18 protein-coding genes are annotated in these 16,991 nt (G+C 74.9%); 4 read left to right on the top strand and 14 right to left on the bottom strand.

The features are described from left to right. The coding region (locus ACWEPF_RS15610) for a DUF4232 domain-containing protein (protein WP_452172939.1) at positions 1-831 on the top strand (831 nt) is incomplete at its 5' end. Between the two features lie 32 nt (positions 832-863). On the opposite strand, the gene ACWEPF_RS15615 is transcribed toward ACWEPF_RS15610, so the two are convergent. From ACWEPF_RS15615 to ACWEPF_RS15640, 6 genes are all read right to left on the bottom strand, one after another. After that, positions 864-1,298: an RICIN domain-containing protein gene (locus ACWEPF_RS15615; RefSeq protein WP_452172940.1), complete on the bottom strand. Its 435-nt coding sequence runs from the start codon at positions 1,296-1,298 to the stop codon at positions 864-866. Between the two features lie 40 nt (positions 1,299-1,338). Next, positions 1,339-2,577 (bottom strand): alpha/beta hydrolase, encoded by a 1,239-nt coding sequence (locus tag ACWEPF_RS15620; RefSeq protein WP_452172941.1) that lies wholly within the window; start codon positions 2,575-2,577, stop codon positions 1,339-1,341. 104 nt (positions 2,578-2,681) lie between these two features. Then, complete coding sequence (locus ACWEPF_RS15625) at positions 2,682-3,044, bottom strand: MmcQ/YjbR family DNA-binding protein (RefSeq protein ID WP_345288084.1); 363 nt, start codon at positions 3,042-3,044, stop codon at positions 2,682-2,684. A gap of 58 nt (positions 3,045-3,102) precedes the next feature. Beyond that, on the bottom strand, positions 3,103-4,323 hold the full coding sequence (locus ACWEPF_RS15630; RefSeq protein WP_452172942.1) for an acyltransferase family protein: 1,221 nt from the start codon (positions 4,321-4,323) through the stop codon (positions 3,103-3,105). A 37-nt stretch (positions 4,324-4,360) separates the two neighbouring features. After that, entirely contained in the window at positions 4,361-5,524 is a 1,164-nt protein-coding gene (locus ACWEPF_RS15635) for an alpha/beta hydrolase (RefSeq protein WP_452172943.1), read from the bottom strand. A 202-nt stretch (positions 5,525-5,726) separates the two neighbouring features. After that, positions 5,727-6,368, bottom strand: a complete 642-nt coding sequence (locus tag ACWEPF_RS15640) for an NAD(P)-dependent oxidoreductase (RefSeq protein WP_452172944.1) — start codon at positions 6,366-6,368, stop codon at positions 5,727-5,729. 98 nt (positions 6,369-6,466) lie between these two features. Here ACWEPF_RS15640 and ACWEPF_RS15645 point away from each other — a divergent pair, with 98 nt between their 5' ends. Next, positions 6,467-6,814 (top strand): winged helix-turn-helix transcriptional regulator, encoded by a 348-nt coding sequence (locus ACWEPF_RS15645; RefSeq protein ID WP_345288078.1) that lies wholly within the window; start codon positions 6,467-6,469, stop codon positions 6,812-6,814. On the opposite strand, the gene ACWEPF_RS15650 is transcribed toward ACWEPF_RS15645, so the two are convergent. The 8 genes from ACWEPF_RS15650 to ACWEPF_RS15685 all read right to left on the bottom strand — a co-directional run bounded on the left by ACWEPF_RS15650 (position 6,808) and on the right by ACWEPF_RS15685 (position 16,410). Further along, positions 6,808-7,512: a response regulator gene (locus tag ACWEPF_RS15650; RefSeq protein WP_452172945.1), complete on the bottom strand. Its 705-nt coding sequence runs from the start codon at positions 7,510-7,512 to the stop codon at positions 6,808-6,810. The two genes, ACWEPF_RS15645 and ACWEPF_RS15650, sit on opposite strands and share 7 nt — an antisense overlap. Beyond that, positions 7,509-8,804, bottom strand: coding sequence for a sensor histidine kinase (locus ACWEPF_RS15655; protein ID WP_452172946.1), 1,296 nt, complete (start codon positions 8,802-8,804; stop codon positions 7,509-7,511). Before ACWEPF_RS15655 ends, ACWEPF_RS15650 begins: the two co-directional genes overlap by 4 nt. A gap of 91 nt (positions 8,805-8,895) precedes the next feature. After that, complete coding sequence (locus ACWEPF_RS15660; protein ID WP_452172947.1) at positions 8,896-11,640, bottom strand: TIR-like protein FxsC; 2,745 nt, start codon at positions 11,638-11,640, stop codon at positions 8,896-8,898. Positions 11,641-11,675: 35 nt separating this feature from the next. Further along, complete coding sequence (locus ACWEPF_RS15665) at positions 11,676-12,608, bottom strand: AAA family ATPase (protein WP_452173086.1); 933 nt, start codon at positions 12,606-12,608, stop codon at positions 11,676-11,678. A gap of 98 nt (positions 12,609-12,706) precedes the next feature. After that, a complete protein-coding gene (locus ACWEPF_RS15670; RefSeq protein WP_452173087.1) occupies positions 12,707-14,842 on the bottom strand; it encodes a VMAP-C domain-containing protein in 2,136 nt (711 codons plus the stop codon). Positions 14,843-14,911: 69 nt separating this feature from the next. After that, on the bottom strand, positions 14,912-15,328 hold the full coding sequence (locus tag ACWEPF_RS15675) for a CU044_2847 family protein (protein ID WP_452172948.1): 417 nt from the start codon (positions 15,326-15,328) through the stop codon (positions 14,912-14,914). Positions 15,329-15,383: 55 nt separating this feature from the next. Continuing rightward, the gene (locus tag ACWEPF_RS15680) at positions 15,384-15,584 is read right to left on the bottom strand and encodes a DUF397 domain-containing protein (protein ID WP_452172949.1); all 201 of its coding nucleotides are present in this window, start codon (positions 15,582-15,584) and stop codon (positions 15,384-15,386) included. Further along, positions 15,574-16,410, bottom strand: coding sequence for a helix-turn-helix domain-containing protein (locus ACWEPF_RS15685; protein WP_452172950.1), 837 nt, complete (start codon positions 16,408-16,410; stop codon positions 15,574-15,576). Before ACWEPF_RS15685 ends, ACWEPF_RS15680 begins: the two co-directional genes overlap by 11 nt. A gap of 92 nt (positions 16,411-16,502) precedes the next feature. Here ACWEPF_RS15685 and ACWEPF_RS15690 point away from each other — a divergent pair, with 92 nt between their 5' ends. Both ACWEPF_RS15690 and ACWEPF_RS15695 read left to right on the top strand, forming a co-directional pair. Beyond that, positions 16,503-16,700 carry a hypothetical protein gene (locus ACWEPF_RS15690; RefSeq protein ID WP_452172951.1) on the top strand — a complete coding sequence of 66 codons (198 nt, stop codon included), beginning with the start codon at positions 16,503-16,505 and terminating at the stop codon, positions 16,698-16,700. Continuing rightward, positions 16,697-16,990 carry a hypothetical protein gene (locus tag ACWEPF_RS15695; protein ID WP_452172952.1) on the top strand — a complete coding sequence of 98 codons (294 nt, stop codon included), beginning with the start codon at positions 16,697-16,699 and terminating at the stop codon, positions 16,988-16,990. The genes ACWEPF_RS15690 and ACWEPF_RS15695 overlap by 4 nt, the downstream gene beginning before the upstream one ends. Position 16,991: the final 1 nt, after the last annotated feature.

The following is a 16,991-nucleotide window of genomic DNA, read 5'->3' on the forward strand; positions in this document are numbered from 1 at the left end:
TCGGGTCTTGGGCATGCAACTCAACCGCCCTATTCGGACTCGCTTTCGCTACGGCCCGACGGCGCCGAGTGCGCGGTCGCCGCGAGCGGTCGGGCCACCCCGAGCCCCACCGCCTCGGCCCGGGACGGGGTGCGGATCACCGCCGCCGACCCCACCTGCGTCGAGTTCGAGGTCACCAACCCCGAGGCCGAGGCGTACGTCTACACCGTCACCCTCGACCCGGGCACCCCGATGGCGGGCAACCTGGTCCGCACCCTGCCGCACGTCGGCGGCGGCCGGACGGTGCACGACGCGTTCCGGCGGTCCGGCGCCACCACCGGGCCCGGGAACCCGGCACCGCCCAAGGCCCCCAAGGTGCTCCTGGTGCGCAGCGTCCCGGCCTCCGAGGCCCCGCCCGTCCCGGGGATCTGCCCGCCCTCCGGGCTCCGGCTGACGGCCGATCAGGGCAGCGCCGCGATGGGCCTGCGGGCGGTCGGCCTGCTGCTGGAGAACTGCGGGGCCGCACCGCTGCGCCTGAACGGCTTCCCGGCGGCCGAACCGCTGGGCCTCGACCACCGCCCCGTCGACGGGATCGCGGTGCTGCGGGGCGGCTCCGCCATCGCCACCGGCACCGGAGCCGAGGACACCGCCCGGGAGTTCGACCTCGCCCCAGGCGAGTCCGCCCGCTCCGTGATCACCTGGCGCAACACCACCGGCACCGAATCCACCCCGGTCCTCGCCCCCTACCTGCGCGTCCGCGCCGTCCCCGGCACGGCCCCCGTGACGGTCACTCCGGAACTCGACCTCGGCACCACCGGCCGCCTCGGCATCGGCGCCTGGACGAAGGCCTAGGCTTCAGGGCCGGGCCATCTCCTGGCGGGACGTCAGACCCGGTCCAGGTGCCACCACTGGGAGGGGTCGTCGCGGTCCTCCCACTGGCGGGCGGTGCCGTCGGGGCCGATCTCCAGGGTGCGGCCGCTGATCAGGGCGACCAGGTTGAAGGTGTCGGGGGCGTCGACGTGCCGCTCCAGCAGCCAGTCCTGGGCGCCGAAGCCGTTCGGGGTCCAGAGCTGGACGGGGACGCCGTCCTCGGTGCGGGCGCCCGCGACGTCCAGGCGGCGGCCGCTGCCCTCGCTGGTGAGGTGGTACAGCCCGCCGCCCGGGTGCACGGCGGAGATCCGCCAGAGCTGGCCGGGGGAGCCGTCCGGCTCGGCCGTGCACAACTTGGCGCCGCTGCGCCGCCGTTCGTCGGCCACCGTCAGCAGGCGGCCGTCGGCCGCGCTGCGCAGGTGGTGGAGGCCTTCCCGGATCACCGTCATGGCCCCACCGTACGGCGGGGGTCCGTCAGCCGAGGAGGCGTCAGCTCGGGTCCGCCGCGCCGCGGCGGGCGGCGGTGCGGACCTCGTCGTAGTGGCCGAGGCCGAGCTCGGCGAAGTTGCGCAGACTGGCCGTGTCGGGGGCGAGGTAGCCGTTGTGCCCGGACGCCCCGGTGGAGGAGATGACCACGGAGCCGAAGTCGGGGGAGGTCGGGTCGGCGCCGTGGCCGAGGCCGCCGACCTCCAGGTAGGGCACGTTGCCGATCCAGTCGCTGGGGTTGCGGGTGGCCCAGACCCGGACGCCGGTGCCGAGCGCGGCCGCGTCCGACACCCCCATCCCGGGGCTGCCGAAGACCACCAGGTCGGTGCCGTCGTGGATGGCCGGCGCGGCCGTGCCGCAGACCACCGAGCCGTAGGAGTGGCAGAACAGGGTGGGCGGCGCGTCCGTCCGTCCGGTCACCGCGAGGCCGTCCAGCAGCCGCTCCAGCCGGGGTGCGGCGGCGTCGGCCAGCCGGGAGGTGACGGCGTCCGGGCCCAGGCCGACCGGGCTGACGTACCCCGTCCAGGCGATCACCGCCGTGCGGGTGCCGGAGGCGCGGCGCTTCTCCTCCTCGAACAGCGCCCGGCCCATCCCGGCCGGGGAGCGCAGCGGCTCCGCCGCCTGGTCGAAGTGGCCGAGGTCCGACTCCGAGCCGGGCACCAGCACCGAGACCCGCTGGGCGCTCGCCAGGTCCCCGTACACCTCGCTGACCAGGCCGCGGCCGCGCGGGTCGAAGGCCAGCACCTGACGGCCCGGCTCCAGCAGGTGCTCGCTGTCGTTGGCCCGGGCCTCGGCGAGCGCGCGGGCGCCCTCGGAGAGCTTCGGGTCGGCGGCCTGGCCGCGGGCACGGTCGCGCTCGGCCGCGATGGCCAGCCGGTTGGCCCGGTAGCGCAGGGCGGGCGGGGCGCCGTCCAGGTTGCCGACCACCAGCGGGTACTCGCCGATCAGCCGGTCGGTCTCCGCGGCGGTGAGGGAGGCGAAGAACGCGGCCACGTCGCGCGGGGCGGCGGTCGCCGGATCCGGCAGCACCCGGCCCAGCGAACGGTCCGCCACCCACTGGGCGCTGCCGGCCGGAGGCGTGGTGATCGCGATCTGCTCGCTGCCCGCCGCGGCCTGGGCGGCCGCCGCACCGGTGTCCGCGAGCACCGCGACGGTGGCGAACAGGCCCATGGCGGCGCGCTTCATCCGGCGCCTGCGCTGCACCTCACGGGGGGTGCGCTCACGCGGGGTGCGCTGCGGCAACTGGTCACCATCCTCGGGCTCGTGGTGGTACCACCGCCGGCTCTTCGTCAGCCAGCGTAAGGTGCTCCGACCGGACACCGTGCCCGGCTAAACTGTGGGATGGCTCACAGGGTTCCCCCGGTTCCGCCGCTCGCGTCGAACTCCCTGACCAGCCGCTTCGGTGCGACGCTCCGCCAGGCCTCCGCCATCAGTTCCCGCAGCTCCCCGCCGTCCACCCCGGCCAGCCGCACCAGCACCCATCCGTGCCGCCCCACGTACGGCGCCGAGGAGAACACCTCCGGCTCCGCCGCCAGCAGCTCCGCCTGGTCCTCCTTCGACGCCTTCACCGTCACCTCCCCCGACCCCGGCGTCCCCATCGCGAAGATCTTCTCCGCGACCCGCAGGGTCACCGTGGTCTCCCACGTCACCCGCTCGCCCGCCTCCGGCAAGGCCAGCCCCATCGCCAGGAACTGATCGAACGTCACCATCGGGCCACCCTAAGCCTTTCGCGCTCCGGCCCCCGGCGTGTCGGCGGCCGACGGAGCGTCAGAGGGCCCCGAGGGCCTGGACGGCGAAGAGGGCGGCGGCGGTGGCCAGGGCGGCCTTCCAGAGCCGGGGGAGCTGCCACGGGGCGTCGAAGCGGCGGGCGTACTTGGCGACGCCGGCCAGGACCAGGGCGAAGACGGGGAGCCAGGCCAGCCGGGCGAGGACCCAGGCGAGGGAGTCGGGGGCGGTGGTGAGGCCGGGGACGGCGGTGTCGAGCGCGGAGGCGAGGGCGCCGACCGAGAACATCGCGGTCTGGTGCCAGCAGAAGATCGTCATCGCCGAGAGGTTGACCACCACGACCGGCAGCCAGAGCAGCGGCCGCCGCAGGGCCCGCCCGATCCGCTCCCGCAGCAGCATCGCCGCGCCGCACTGCGCCGAGGCCAGCGCCAGCACCAGCAGGGACGGCGGGTGCGAGTTGGTGCGGGCCGCACCGGGGACGCCGACCATGCTGGCCGGGTAGTGGAAGACCGTGAGCAGCACGGTGAACAGCGCGGCGCCGCCCAGCGCGAGCAGCCAGGCGCCCGCCCGCCTGATCCGCCCCTGCGCCCAGGAGACGCCGAGCTGGTAGCCGAACAGCCAGCCGGGCAGCAGGTTCACCAGCGAGAGCCAGGAGGGCACCGAGTCCGCCCACGGTCCGTACCGGAGTGCGTCCACCACGGCCACCGCGGCCAGCAGCGGGGCGGCGGCCCAGCCGCCGAGCCGGCGGCCGAGCCGCAGGCAGAGCGGGGTGAGCGCGGTGAGCGCCAGGTAGATGCCGATGTACCAGAGCGGTTGGACCACCAGCACGGTGCCGGTCCGCACCGTGCCCTGCGGCACCCCGAGCGCGCCGAGCAGCGGGACCAGCAGCGCCCAGACGGCCGCGACCCCCAGCACCGGCCGCAGCAGCCGCACCGCCCGCTGCCGGAACCAGTCCACCGTGGAGGCCCCGCGGGCCTGGGCCCGGGCCAGCGACTTCGCCGAGGAGTACCCGCCGACCAGGAAGAAGACGCCGAGCATCTGCAGCACCCAGCTGAGCGGGGCGAAGAAGCCCAACGTGGAGAGCGGGCTCTCGTTGTGCAGCACGCCGTCCGGCGTGGTGGTGAAGCCGCCGAGCATCCAGTGGCCGAGCGGCACGGCGAGCAGCGCGAGGGCGCGCAGCCCGTCCAGGGCGCGGTCGCGGGTGGCGGGGGTCCTGGCGTCCACGGCGACGGCGCTGCGGCGGAGGCGGGCGAGGGCGTTCACGGGGTCACGGGTCCCTTCGGGGGGTTCGGGCGGTGGTTCAGGCGGTGGTGGCGGCGGAGCGGCAGGCCGGGCTGTCGGCGGCGCAGTCGACGCGGGCGTCCTCGCCCAGCGCGATGGCGGTGGTGTTGGCGAGCGAGGCGGTGCCGGGCACCAGGTAGCCGCTGTGGCCGTGCGAGCCGGTGGAGCTCACCAGCCTTGCCCCGTACGAGGGTTGGTCGGGGTCGGCGCCGTGGCCGAGGCCGAACAGCGAGACGTTCGGGACCTTGTCGATCCAGTCCTCGGCGTTGCGCTTGACCACCCAGAGCGGCACCCGCAGCGCGTCCGCCCCGGCCACGTCCATCCCGGGCGAGCCGAGCGCGACCACCCCGCGCACCTGCTCGGGCTTCGGGTCGACGAGCCCGCAGACCGCCGTGCCGTAGCTGTGGCAGACCAGGGTGACCGGCCCGGTCACCGGCGTCAGCCCGTCCAGGAAGGCCGACAGCCGCGCCGCGCCGGCCTCCGCCAGGCGTGAACCCGCCGCGTCCAGGCCGACCTTGACGGGCGTGGTGTAGCCGGTCCAGGCGACCACCGCGAGGCGCTCGCCGGAGGCCGCGCGCAGCGCCTCGGCCGCGCCGCCCGGGGTGCCGTAGTGCGCGGAGGCCCGGTCGCCGGTCATCAGGTCGATGTCCGAGCCCGGCACCACCACGACCGTCCGCTCGGCCTGCTCCAACTCGCCGAACACCTGGGCGTACTGGCCCCGCCCGCGCGGGTCGAAGGCGAGGATCTGCCGCCCGCTGCCCAGCTCCGCGTACCGCGCGGCCCGGGCGGCGGCCGCCTTCCGGTCCCGCTCGGGCAGCGCCGGATCGGCGGCCCGGGCCAGCTCGTGCTTCCGCTCCTCCTGCAGTGCCAGGGAGTTGGCGAGGTAGCGCAGCCGGTACGGGGCGCCGTCCAGGTTCCCCACCACCAGCGGGTGGCGCACCGCCAGCGCCCGCTGCTGCGCCGGGGGCAGCCCGTCGAAGAACCCCGCCACCTCGGCGGCCGAGGCGCGGCCCGGCTCCGGCAGCCGCACCCCGAGGGTGGTGTCGGCCACCCAGGCGGCCGTCCCCGGCGGCGGCCCGGTGACCGCCCGCTGCCCGTCCGCCGCCGCCCAGCCGCCGGCCCCGCCGACCGCCAGCACCGTCAGCAGCCCCGCGGCCAGTGCCCGCCGGAATCGCGCCTTCATCCCGCTCCGCCTCTCCTCGTACCGATCTCGACGGAGAGGAAGGTAGGAAGCGGACGCCTGACGGGGCGTCACCCCGCAGCGCCAACCCGGAGGTCATACCGGGGTACTACGGGGACCACGGGGGACGGTGCCCCCGGCACGACGGAGCCCGCCCCGGACGGCTGTCCGGAACGGGCTCCAAGGTGCTTGCCGTGCAGGGGGATCAGTGCGAGACGGCCAGCTGCACCCGGTGGTGCCGGGGCTCCTCGATCTCGTCCAGCAGGGCCACCGCCAGGTCGGCGTGCGAGATCCGGCCCTCTCCCACCACCGCGCCGACCGCGCTCCGGTAGCTCCCGGTCACCGCGGCCTCCGCGTCCAGGTCCATCGGCGGGACCACCATCAGCCAGTCGAGCGCCCCGGCGCTGTCCGTCAGCAGCTCGAACTCCGCGACGTGCCCCTGGGAGAACAGGCGGTACTCCTCCGGGAACCGCGGGTCGTCCATCACCCGCACCCCCGGCGAGACCTCCAGGGTGGTGGCGATGCCCAGCGTCAGGAGCCGCCCCACCCCGGCCCGGCCGAGCCCCTCGGCCATCGCCCGGGCAGCCGCCGTGAAGTACTCCTCGGCCGGCAGGTCCAGCCGCACCGAGGCGTTCACCGCCGCGTCGTGCCCCGCCGCGGCCGACGCCACCGACCCGGTGTCCGTGGCGTCGCCGCGCACCACCGTCACCGCGCCCGAGGCGCCCAGCCCCGGGTGCCTCCCCGGCTCCCGCACCACCGCCGTCACGGCGTGCCCGCGCCGCACCGCCTCGGCCACGGCCGCGCCGCCCACGCGTCCGCCCGCCCCGAAAACCACGATCCTCTTCATGCCGCTCCCCTCTCGACGGCCCGTCCGGGCCGGATGCGGGACGACCGTAGGAGGAGGGGCCCCGGTTACTTCAACGGAACCGGCCCTATGGTCTCGGTATGACCACGCCCCTGGAAGCCGACAGGTTCGACCCGGACTGCAGCCGCCGGATGCCCATCCGGGTCGGTGACAAGTGGAGCGGGATGGTGCTGCGCTGCCTGGAGGGGGGCCCGCGCCGGTTCGGCGAGTTGAGGGTGCCGCTGGGCACCGTCACCCCGAAGGTGCTGACCGAGACGCTGCGGGCGATGGAGCGCGACGGCTGGATCAGCCGCACCGCGTACGAGGAGAACCCGCCCAGGGTCGAGTACGCCCTCACCGACTTCGGGCGCTCCCTGCTCGGCCAGCTGGACGTCGCCTGCGCCTGGGCGCGCGAGCACCTCGACCAACTGCCCCCCAGGTCCTACTGACCCGGCGTCACCAGACCGGACTCGTACGCCAGCACCACCGCCTGGGCCCGGTCGCGCAGGTCCAGCTTGGCCAGGATCCGGCCGATGTGGGTCTTCACGGTCTGCTCGGCGACCACCAGCCGCTCGGCGATCTCCTGGTTGGACAGGCCCCGGGCGATCAGCTCCAGCACCTCGGTCTCGCGCGGGGTCAGCCCGTTCAGCTGGAGCTTGCGGTCCCTCCGCGGGGCGGGCCTGTTCCGCGCGAAGTCCTCGATCAGACGGCGCGTCACCGAGGGCGCCAGCAGCGCCTCCCCGGCCGCCACCACCCGGACGGCGGCGATCAGGTCGGCCGGCGGGGCGTCCTTGAGCAGGAAGCCGGAGGCCCCGGCGCGCAGCGCCTCGTAGACGTAGTCGTCCACGTCGAAGGTGGTCAGCATCAGCACCTTCGGCCGGTGCACCACCCCCGCAGGGCCCCTCCTCGCCGAAGGGGGCGAGGAGGGCGGGTCCAGCAGCCGGCGGGCCGCCTCCAGCCCGTCCATCTCCGGCATCCGGACGTCCATCAGCACCACGTCCGGATGGGTCCGCCCGCTGACCTCCAGCGCCTGCTTCCCGTCGGCGGCGTCACCGACCACGTCGATGTCGCTCTGCGCGTTGAGCAGCGCGGCGAAGCCGGCCCGGACCATCGCCTGGTCGTCGACGATGATTACGCGGATGGTCATCGGGGGCTCTCTCCAGCGGTGGTGACGGGCAGTTCGGCGGCGACCCGGAAGCCGCCCTCGGCGGTCGGGCCGGTCTCCAGCCTGCCCGACAGTAGCCGGACCCGCTCGCGCATTCCCACCAGCCCGTGCCCGGTGCCCTCCCCGGCCTCCACCCCCGGCGTCCCGCCCGGGCCGTTCACCACCGTCACCCGGAGCGTGCCGGCGCTCGCCGAGAGCTCCACCTCCGTGACCGCCCCGGGCGCGTGCCGCACCACGTTGGCCAGCGCCTCCTGCACGATCCGGTACGCCGACAGGCTGACGCCCTGCGGGAGTTCACCGAGGTGCTCGCCGCGCAGCGAGGCCCGCACCCCCGCCTGACGGACCGTCTCCACCAGCCGCTCCAACTGCTCCACCCCCGGCTGCGGCGCCCGGTCCGGCGCACTGCCGTCACTGCGCAGCACCCCCAGCAGCCGCCGCATCTCCGCCAGCGAACCGCGCGCCGCCGCCGCGATGGTCCCGAACTCCTCCACCGCCTCCGGCGGGAGCCCGCTGATCCGGTACGGCGCGGAGTCGGCCTGCACCGTGATCACCGACATGTGGTGGGCCACCACGTCGTGCAACTCCCGCGCGATCCGCGCCCGTTCCTCCAGCAGGGTCGAACGCTCCCGCTCGGCCTCGCTGATCCGCTCCTGCTCCGCCAGCTTGCGCTGCGCCTCCCCGCGGCCCCGCACCGTCCAGCCCAGCAGCAGCACCGCGCCCGAGATCGCCACGGTGATGGTCGCGGTCTGCCCGGCCCGGGGCTGGTGCAGGTCACTGGCCACCACACTGGCCGCCAGCGTCACCAGCCACACCGCCAGCAGCGTCCGCCCGCGCTCGCGCAGCGCCAGGGCCGCCATCAGGAACACGTACCCGAGCAGGGTCGGCACCGGCCACGGCCAAGGCCCGGCGCTCTTCGGCGTCCACGCCGTCGCCATGGCCCCCAGCACCACACCGGCGGACATCACCCACCACGCCGCCAACGGCCTGGTCACCGCGACGATCAACGGCACCGACTGCGCCAGCGCCAGCGCCCCGGCCACCGCCACCGGCAGCCCGTAGTCGTTGGCCAGCACCACCGTGCCGGTCGACAGCAGCGTGATCGTCGCCGCCAGCGCCAGCAGGTACGGCAACGCCCGCACCCACGCCCGCTGCGCCCCCGCCAACAGCGGCACATGGCCCTCGGCGGGCGTCAGCAGCGCCCGCCCGAGATCGCCGAGCTGATCGCCGACCCACTGGGCGGCCTCGTTCACCGGAGAAGGAACCTGGAGCTTCATCCCCGTCAGCCTAGGCGCCGCACCCCGCGGAACGGCTCGTACCCAGGGCCGGTCTTCGTCGTAGTACCCGGGTATGACCCGGGGCCGTCGGCTACGGCTGTTCGGAGGTCCCGAAGCCTCGGCTCGCCTCCGTCATCGCCGAGCGCAGCGCCTCCTCGAACCGGGCCTGGTGGTCGACCATCACCACGCGCAGCCACGGTGCGGCTTCCAGGGCGAGCCGGTCGAGCCGCTCGAACACGTCCCGTCGGTGGCCGCGCAGCCGCGCCTGACGGTCCACCAGGACGACGGCGGGCGCCGTCGGCCGCGAGCCGGAGGCGATCACCTCCAGTTCCTCGTCGACCCCGTGCACGCTCGGTGCGAACCCGAGCTCCTGCGCGATCCTCGCGGCGTGCTCCGCCACGCTGTGCGGGGAGTCGGCCGGGAAGGGGACCCAGTCCAGGCTCCGCGCGCCGTAGTTCCGCGGGTCCGTGTCGCTCGGCCGGTCGCCCGTGCGGTAGGCCACGACGGAGATCCGCATCGGGAGGCCGCGCGGTGCGGCGAAGGCGCTCGGCTGGGTGGTGAAGTCCACGAGCGGCTCACCGCCCCGGACCACCGTGCTCTCCGCCACCTCGACGATCCGTTGGGCCAGTCGGTGGACGGCCAGTTCGTACTGGTGCCGGAAGTAGCTGAGCTTCAGCAGGGCGTACATGCCTTCGTCGGCGTACTCCTGGCCGAACCTCCGGTGCTCGGAGGGGAGTTGACGAGCCACCTCGGGGAGTTGGCGGTCCGGGGTCGGCACCCACAGCACGGGCACGATGCCACTGGCGGACTGCGCGTCGTCGAGGGAGTGCGCGAGCCGCTGCGAGAAGGTGTACCACTCCTGGCCGCACGCCCTGCTGGCGAAGTAGCGGGGCGAGTAGAGCGGGACGAAGACCCGGCAGTCGGCGAGTTCGTGGGAGATCCGCTCGCGCCACCGGTCGCCCTGGTGCATGCTCCGGTCCATGAAGCCGACGGGCCGGTCGGCCGGGTGGTCGGTGAGCGACATGACGGATTCGCTGAGGTCCTCGAAGAGCTTGGTGACCCAGTGGTTCGGGTCACCGCCACTGCGCAGCTGTGGGGTGTGCGCGTAACTGAGGAAGAAGTAGGCACCCCGCGCCGTCTCCGGCCGTGGGCGGGCGGTGGTGCGCGGCGGTTCGGTCGGTGGCACGGCGGAGCTCCGCCCCTCGGCGGCGGGCCGTGAGACCTGCGCCTCGACCGTGTCGCCGACGGCGGCTGCCGACTCGCCCGGCTCCAGGCGGCGCAACAGGCGGCCGGTGGCCAGCCCGAGCTCACCCCGGCCGGCCGGGCCCGGGCCATCGGCGGACAGCCAGGCCGGGAAGTCGGGCGCGGCACCGGCCAGCCCCTCCAGCCGGCCGGAGACCTCTTGTCGAAGGGTCCGCAGTTCGACGACGGGCACCAGCCCGGCGAGGTGTTCCTTGGCCTCGGGCAGGAAGTCGAACTGCCGGTACTGGGGCGGGACGTCGGCCGGACCGGCGTCGACCGGGGGCGGTACCGGCCGGAGCAGTCCGCCCAGCAGGACCTCGGCCAGCTCCACGCTGCCGGGCTCCGGCCGGCCGGCTGCGGCCGGAGCGGCCAGCCCGACCAGCCGCATCGCGGGCACGCTCAACGGCGCCAGGTGGGCGATGTACGCGGCCAGCCGGCGGGCGCCCGGTGAGGCTGCGCGCAGGAAGTGCTCCAACTCCCGTTCCGCCGTCGGCGGTCGGAGCCCCGGCCGGGCCGCCCCCTGAGGCGCCGGACCCTCCTCCCACAGTCTCAGCCACGTGGTGCCCCCGGCGGCGACCAGTCCGGCCCAGGCCTGGAGGGAGGCGGGGGAGAGCTCCAGGACCGGCACCGGTACGTGTTCCTCCGCCGCGCCCCTGATTCCTCCGGGAGCCCACGGAGGCAGCTGCCAGCGGGAGTTGGGGACCCCGGCGGCGGGGGAGGTCGCCGGGTACGGGTCCCCGGCCACCCCGGAGCCGGGCCACATCCGGCTGGGCAGGGTGTGCAGCACGGCGGTCGGGCCACGCCGGCCCCAGTGGTCCAGCACCGCCCGCATCCGGCCGTCCCGCCAGGCGGCCCCGGCACCGTCGGTGACCACCAGGACCAGGGTCCGCCCGGTGGTGTCGGTGACGGTGGCGGGGGAGCGGTCCGGCCCGTCCACGCCGAACGGGCGGGCCCGCAGGCGCACCGGCCCGGGGCCGCGGTTGCGCAGGCCGACCACGGTGGTCTGCCGGAATCCGCCCAACCGTCCCAGCAGCGCGTCCAGTTCCGAGACCAGCTTCCGCCAGATCAGCATCGGCACGCCGTCGTCCACCACCAGCACGCAGCGCAGCCAGGGCTCCCGGCCGGGCCGCAGCACCAGCTCCGGAAGGCCGGTCTCGGCCCACCGGGTCGCGGTCGCGGACTCGTCCAACTCCCCGCCGCGCGGCACGGTCCGACGACGGTTCAGCGAACGCAGCGCCCGGGCCAGGACGTGGGCGTCCGGCAGGGCCCGGGGCTCCGGCAGCCCGGTCTCGCGGGTCCCGCCGTGCCCGGAGCCGGGCACCGTTCCCGCGTAGAGCCGACGGACCGTGCGGCGGGCGCCGTCCGGCCCGGCCTCCTCCTCGGGGAGGGGCTCGGTGCCGGCGGCGGCCGGGCCGCCGGCGGCCCGGCCCCCGGGCAGCGGGTGGCGCCCCAGCGGGAGCGCGCGGCCCGGCGGCAGGGCGTGGCCCGGCGGCAGGGCGCGGGCCAGCCAGAGCACGTCCAGCAGTTCGGGCAGGTCGAGATCGGCCCCGGAGGCGCGAAGCACCTCGCGGGCCCGGTCCAGTGCCGAGCTCATGTCCCTCCCCTCTCCTCGGACGGATCCCCGACGGATCAGACCGTGCCGCCCAGGTTGTGCAGGACCGCCTCCAGCAGCCGGTGCGCGTCCAGGTCCACCCCGCCCTTGCGGAGGAAGACCGCGTTCAGCAGTTGGTCGGTGGCCAACTCCCGGTGCGTGCGCCGCTCCAGGAACTCGGCCAGCACGTCCTCCGCCCCCGCCATCGCCCCGGCGCCCAGATGGGCCTCGACGATCTCGCGCAGGGCCGCCGCGTCGGGGTCCGGCAGTTCGAGCCGGAGGCAGCGGCGCAGGAAGGCGGGCGGGAAGTCCCGCTCGCCGTTGCTGGTGATCACCACGACCGGGAACTCGGTGCAGTGCACCTGGCCCCGGGTCACCGGCACCGTCGCCCGGCCCGGATCGGCGGTCAGCACCCGGACCTCGGACTGGTCCTCGGGCAGCCGGGCCAGCTCCGGGATCTCGAAGCTGCCCTCCTCGAAGACCGTCAGCAGGTCGTTGGGCAGGTCGACGTCGCCCTTGTCCATCTCGTCCACCAGCAGCACCCGGGGACGCCCGGCCGCGACCAGCGCGGTGCCGACCGGCCCGAGCCGCAGGAACGCGCCGATGTCCGGCTCGGACCGGGCCCGGCCGGTTTCCCGGGCCAGGGTGGCCTCCCGCAGCCGGCCGATGGCGTCGTACCGGTAGAGCGCCTCGGGCAGGTTGGAGCGGCTGTTGACCGGCCAGTGCAGCACCTGACCCAGGCTCAGCTCGTGGGCCAGGGCGTGTGCCAGGGAGGTCTTCCCGGTGCCGGGGCGGCCGGTGACCAGCAGCGGACGGCGCAGCTGCAACGCGGCGTTGACCACGTCCACGTGCGCCGGGTCGATCCGGTACGGGCGCGGCCCGCCGCCTGCGGCGGCCGGGCCGCCGAGCCGGCGCCAGGGCGGTACCGGCGGTAGGGCGGGGGAGCGCGGACGCCCGTCCCCGCGGAAGATCCTCCAGGCGTCGGCCGCGTCCTCGTCGGGGGCGGGGCCGGCCGCGTCGGCGGGGTCGGCCGCGTCGGCGGGGTCGGCCGGCTCGGGCGGTCCAGCGTTCACGGTCTCTCCTCCGGGTCGGTCAGGGCGAGGGTCTGCGGCAGTGGCCTGGTCGGGTCCTCGCGGGCCAGCACCGGGCGCAGCGGGAAGCGTTCCGCGTACCCGAAGGCACCGGCCCGGTAGCTCCGGACCCGTTCGGGCAGCGAGTGTTCGGGGCCGCCGGGGTCGATCGGTGCGAAGTGCCCGGCCGGGAGCGCACCGACGGCGGCGCGGTCCCAGATCACCACCGGCACCCCCATCCGCAGGCACTTCACCGCGAGCAGCAGCCGGCGCCCCGGGTCCGGCCCGCCCAGCACCACGCAGGTGGCCGCCCGGTGACTGAGCAGCGCGCTGGCCACCTGCCGGGGCTCCTGGTGGTCGCCGTCCAGGTGCAGCGGCGGGCTGACCGTCCGCCAACGCCACCGGAAGGCGAGGGCCTTGTCCCGTTCCCGGCTGCGGACCGGGTCGAGGTCGAGCGCCAACCGGACCACCACCGGGTGGACGGTGCCGAGTGGGCGGGGTCCGTCCCCGTCGGCCAGCTCCTCCGGGTGGGCGGTGTCCCACTCCTCGACCGCCAGCCCGAGCTCCTCCTTGTCCAGCACGAACTCGACGGTCGGGTACGGGTCGTCGTCCCCGTCCTCCCACCCCGCCATCACCGCCCGGAGGTCCCGGGCCACCTCCTCCGGAGTGCCCGGACGCCCGCCCGGGCCGTCCACCGGGTGCAGCTCCCCGTCGCCGTGGTCCGCCCAGAGCGCGCAGCGGAACCGTTCGGCACCGGAGTGCTGGTACCTGGTCAGCCGGACCACCAGCCGGGACGTGCCGTGCCCCGTGTCCTCCTCGGCCGCGGCGCCCGGCCAGTCCTCGGCGTCGGCCCGGTAGTCCCGCAGCGCCTCCAGGGCCACGCCGAGGCGGTCGGCGGTGTTCTCGTTCCAGGTGCGGAGCCGGCGTGCCAAGGCGGTCTCGCCCCGGGCACCGAGCGCGGCGGCCACGTACTCCACGAAGCGCAGCAGCTTCCCGGGCCGGTAGCCCTCCAGGTGCTGGACCAGGGCGGCCGTCCGGCTGCTGCACTCCTCCGGCACGGGGCCACCGAGCAGTGCGGGCGGGAGGTCCACCCAGGGCAGGGCGGCGGCCAGCAGCTTGGTCAACGACGGCAGCCCGGGCACGGGCGGCTCCAGGGCCTTCTCCAACATGCCCACCAGTCGGCCGTACTGCTCCGGTGACAGCAGGCCCGGCACCGCCAACTCGTGCCCCAGGTCCAGCAGTCGGGACGCCTGGTCGGGGCGGCTCTGGCGGTGGTACTCCGCCAGGGCGGCCAGTGCACGGGGTTCGGCGAGCAGCAGGGCCGCCAACCGTTCGACGGACGGGGCGGTGCCGACCGGGCCCCGGCCGAGGTCGAAAAGCGCGGCCAGGTGGCCGGCACCGTCGGCCCGTTCGGTGGTTCCCGGGAACAACTCGCCGAGGAGGTCCGAGAGTTCGGGAAGACCACTCTGGAGGGCGGGCGCGGGGTGTGCGGGCAGCAGCAGGGCGACGGCCCGGGCGGGGCCGAGGGCCCGCTCCAGCTCGGCCCTGACGGTCTGCCAGGAGACCACCAGGCTGCGGTCCTCGAAGCCACCGGTACCGCGCAGCTGCCCCGCCACCAGCCCGACCACCGCCTGGTCCGCCGCCGACCAGAGCGGCCCGCCGCTGTACCCGGGGCCGATGGCCGGGCCGGAGGCCGCCGCGTCCACGTAGCTGCGGTCCGGTTCGCAGACCTGGACGGTGGTCGAGGTCGCCGAGACCGCCTGGCCGGTGCCGTACCAGGCACGGAGCTGCTGACCCACCGTCATCGCGGCCCAGGACTGCGGGAAGGCGTCCGGGGGCGGGTCCGCGTCCAGCCGCAGCACTGCCAGGTCGCCCAGCCACTCCACGGCACCCTCGGGCGCGGGGCCGCCGTCGGCCGAGCGGGGAGCGAGCCAGGCCTCGACACGGGCACTCCCGGGCGGGGCCGCGGCCGCGGCCCCTGCGCGGAAGGCGACCCGTAGCGCCGCCGTCGCGGTGGGGTCGGAGACCTCGAACAGACCCCTTCCCAGCGCGGCGTTCACCACGTGGGCACAGGTCAGCAGCAGCCGGCCGTGCAGGTACACCCCACCGCCCACCGGCTGCCCGTCGGGGCCCATCACCGACACGAACGCCGCACGGATCCCCGTCTCGGCCGCATCGGATCCGTCGAACCACCCCACGCCCGGTCAGCCGGCCGCGCCGGGCTCCGAAGCGGCAGCACGCGGCGCGAGCTGCCAGGTCGCCGAGACCGTCAGACTGGCCTCGGCGCTGCCGCCCACCACGCCCAGCTTCAGGTCCGCCCCGAGCTGCACCCCGAACTCCACCGACACCTCGTGCGGCCGGCTCGGCACCGACGCCACCGTGTCGTGCACCTGCTGCAGCAGCGGCACCAGCGGACTCAACGCCGTCCGCAGCGCCCCCTCCCCGAGCGCGGTCAGCCGCTCGCCCAGCTCCTCCGCCCGCCGCCCCACGGGCGTCCCACCACCCAGGCCGGGCGGCAGGTTGGCGGGGGAGGGCTCGGCGGGCGCGGCGGACTTGACCGGGAAGGTCCGCAACAGCACGGCTGAACCATCGTCAAAGGTGAACTCGAGATAGTCGGACACGCAGACGATTGTGCCGACGCGACCCCACCGCCGGAGCCGAATCCACCGAACTGGGTCAGCCGAACTGCCCGGCCTTCACGGCTCGCACGAAGGCGGAGAACGAGACGGCGGGAAACAGCAGGGCGGGCCCGTCGGGATCCTTGGAGTCCCGGACGGGGACGAGCCCGGGGACGTGGTCGGCCACCTCGACGCACGCACCGCCGCCGCCGCTGTGGGAACTCTTGCGCCACGTGGCGGTGTTCAGGTCAACAGGCATCTTCCATTTCCTTCCGTACGTCGCGGATCAGCCTCAGCGAGGCGTCCTGCGACAGGGCGTCAACCTGGAGCCGAGCATAGTGACGCTCCCAGGAGGTCAGCGTCGCTGCCTCCCTTTCGACGTAACCGCGTTGGAAGGTTTCGGTATAGCCCAGCAGTGAGCGGTCCGCCATGGTAAGCAGCCACAACGGTGAGCGGAACGGGCAGCGATCAGCCATCGAGCCGGGCGCGATCTGAATGATGATGTCCGGTCGCGTCGCCATGTTCTCCAGGTGGGCCAGCTGACGCGCCATCACGGCCGGTCCGCCCATGGAGCGGCGCAGGCAACTCTCCTCGAGGACTGCGTAAATCACCGGTGCCATCAGCCGGTCCAGTCTGCTCTGGCGGGCCAGGAGGAACGCGACCCGCTCGTCGGCCTGTTGCGGCGTGGCGTCACCTCGGCTCACGAACCCGTCTTCCTGGGCGGCTGCGTAGTCCGCTGTCTGGAGCAGCCCCGGAACGATCCCGATCTCGAAGACGCGGATCTCCGTCGCCTTCGACTCCAGTGCGGCGTACTCCGGGAAGCCCTCGATCAGCATCGAGTGCTGGAGCTGCCACCACATCAACTCCAGCGTCCCGCCGGTCTCCAGGACCTCGTCCGCCCTCGGGGCGAACCACGGCGGGGGCTGCCGCTCCGCCCGCTCGATGTACGAGACGTACGAGTCGGAGCAGCTGAGCCTGCGACCCAACTCGGCCTGTGACAGGCCCCTCGCCTTCCGGCTGCGCCGTAGCTGCATGCCGAACGCGGCCAAGGGCGACGCCGACGGGTCCAGGTCGCGGAGATTCATCAACAGCCCCCACTGTCCAGTTGAAATCCTTCCGAGCGTAGCCAGCGGACCGCCATCGTGGAGGCTGAACGACCACACAGAGGAGTCATCCCGTGACCAAGAGCAGCAGGGCCGACGGCCGCCCGCACGTCGGCGAACTGGTGACCGACACCAGGTCGGGGCGGGTGGGGGAGTACCGCGACACCCTCGGGAAGGCCGCCTACCTCCGCCCCGTGGGTGGCGGTTGCGAGTGGGAGACCGATCCGGACTGCCTCGTGGCCGTTCCGGACACCGAGGAGGAAGCCGGTTGAATTCCCGTCAGCAGCGCGAACGCGCCCGCCGTGAGGAGGCCCTCGCCGAGGTGGCGGCGGTCGCGGTCCGCAAGGCCGAGGCCAGGAGCCGACTCGTCGCCGTCGACCACGAGTTACGCCTCGCGGCCCGCGCCGCCTACGCCACCGGAGCGTTCTGGCACGAGATCGCCGAACGGGCCGGCGTCTCCACCGAGACGGCCCGCTTCTACCGTTACGACCACGTCGACGGTGTCCGCCGCGTACCCGTCGAGCCGCTGCCGCCCCGGGTCTTCCGGGAGCGCGGCGACTGAC

Source organism: Kitasatospora sp. NPDC004289 (assembly GCF_053602875.1).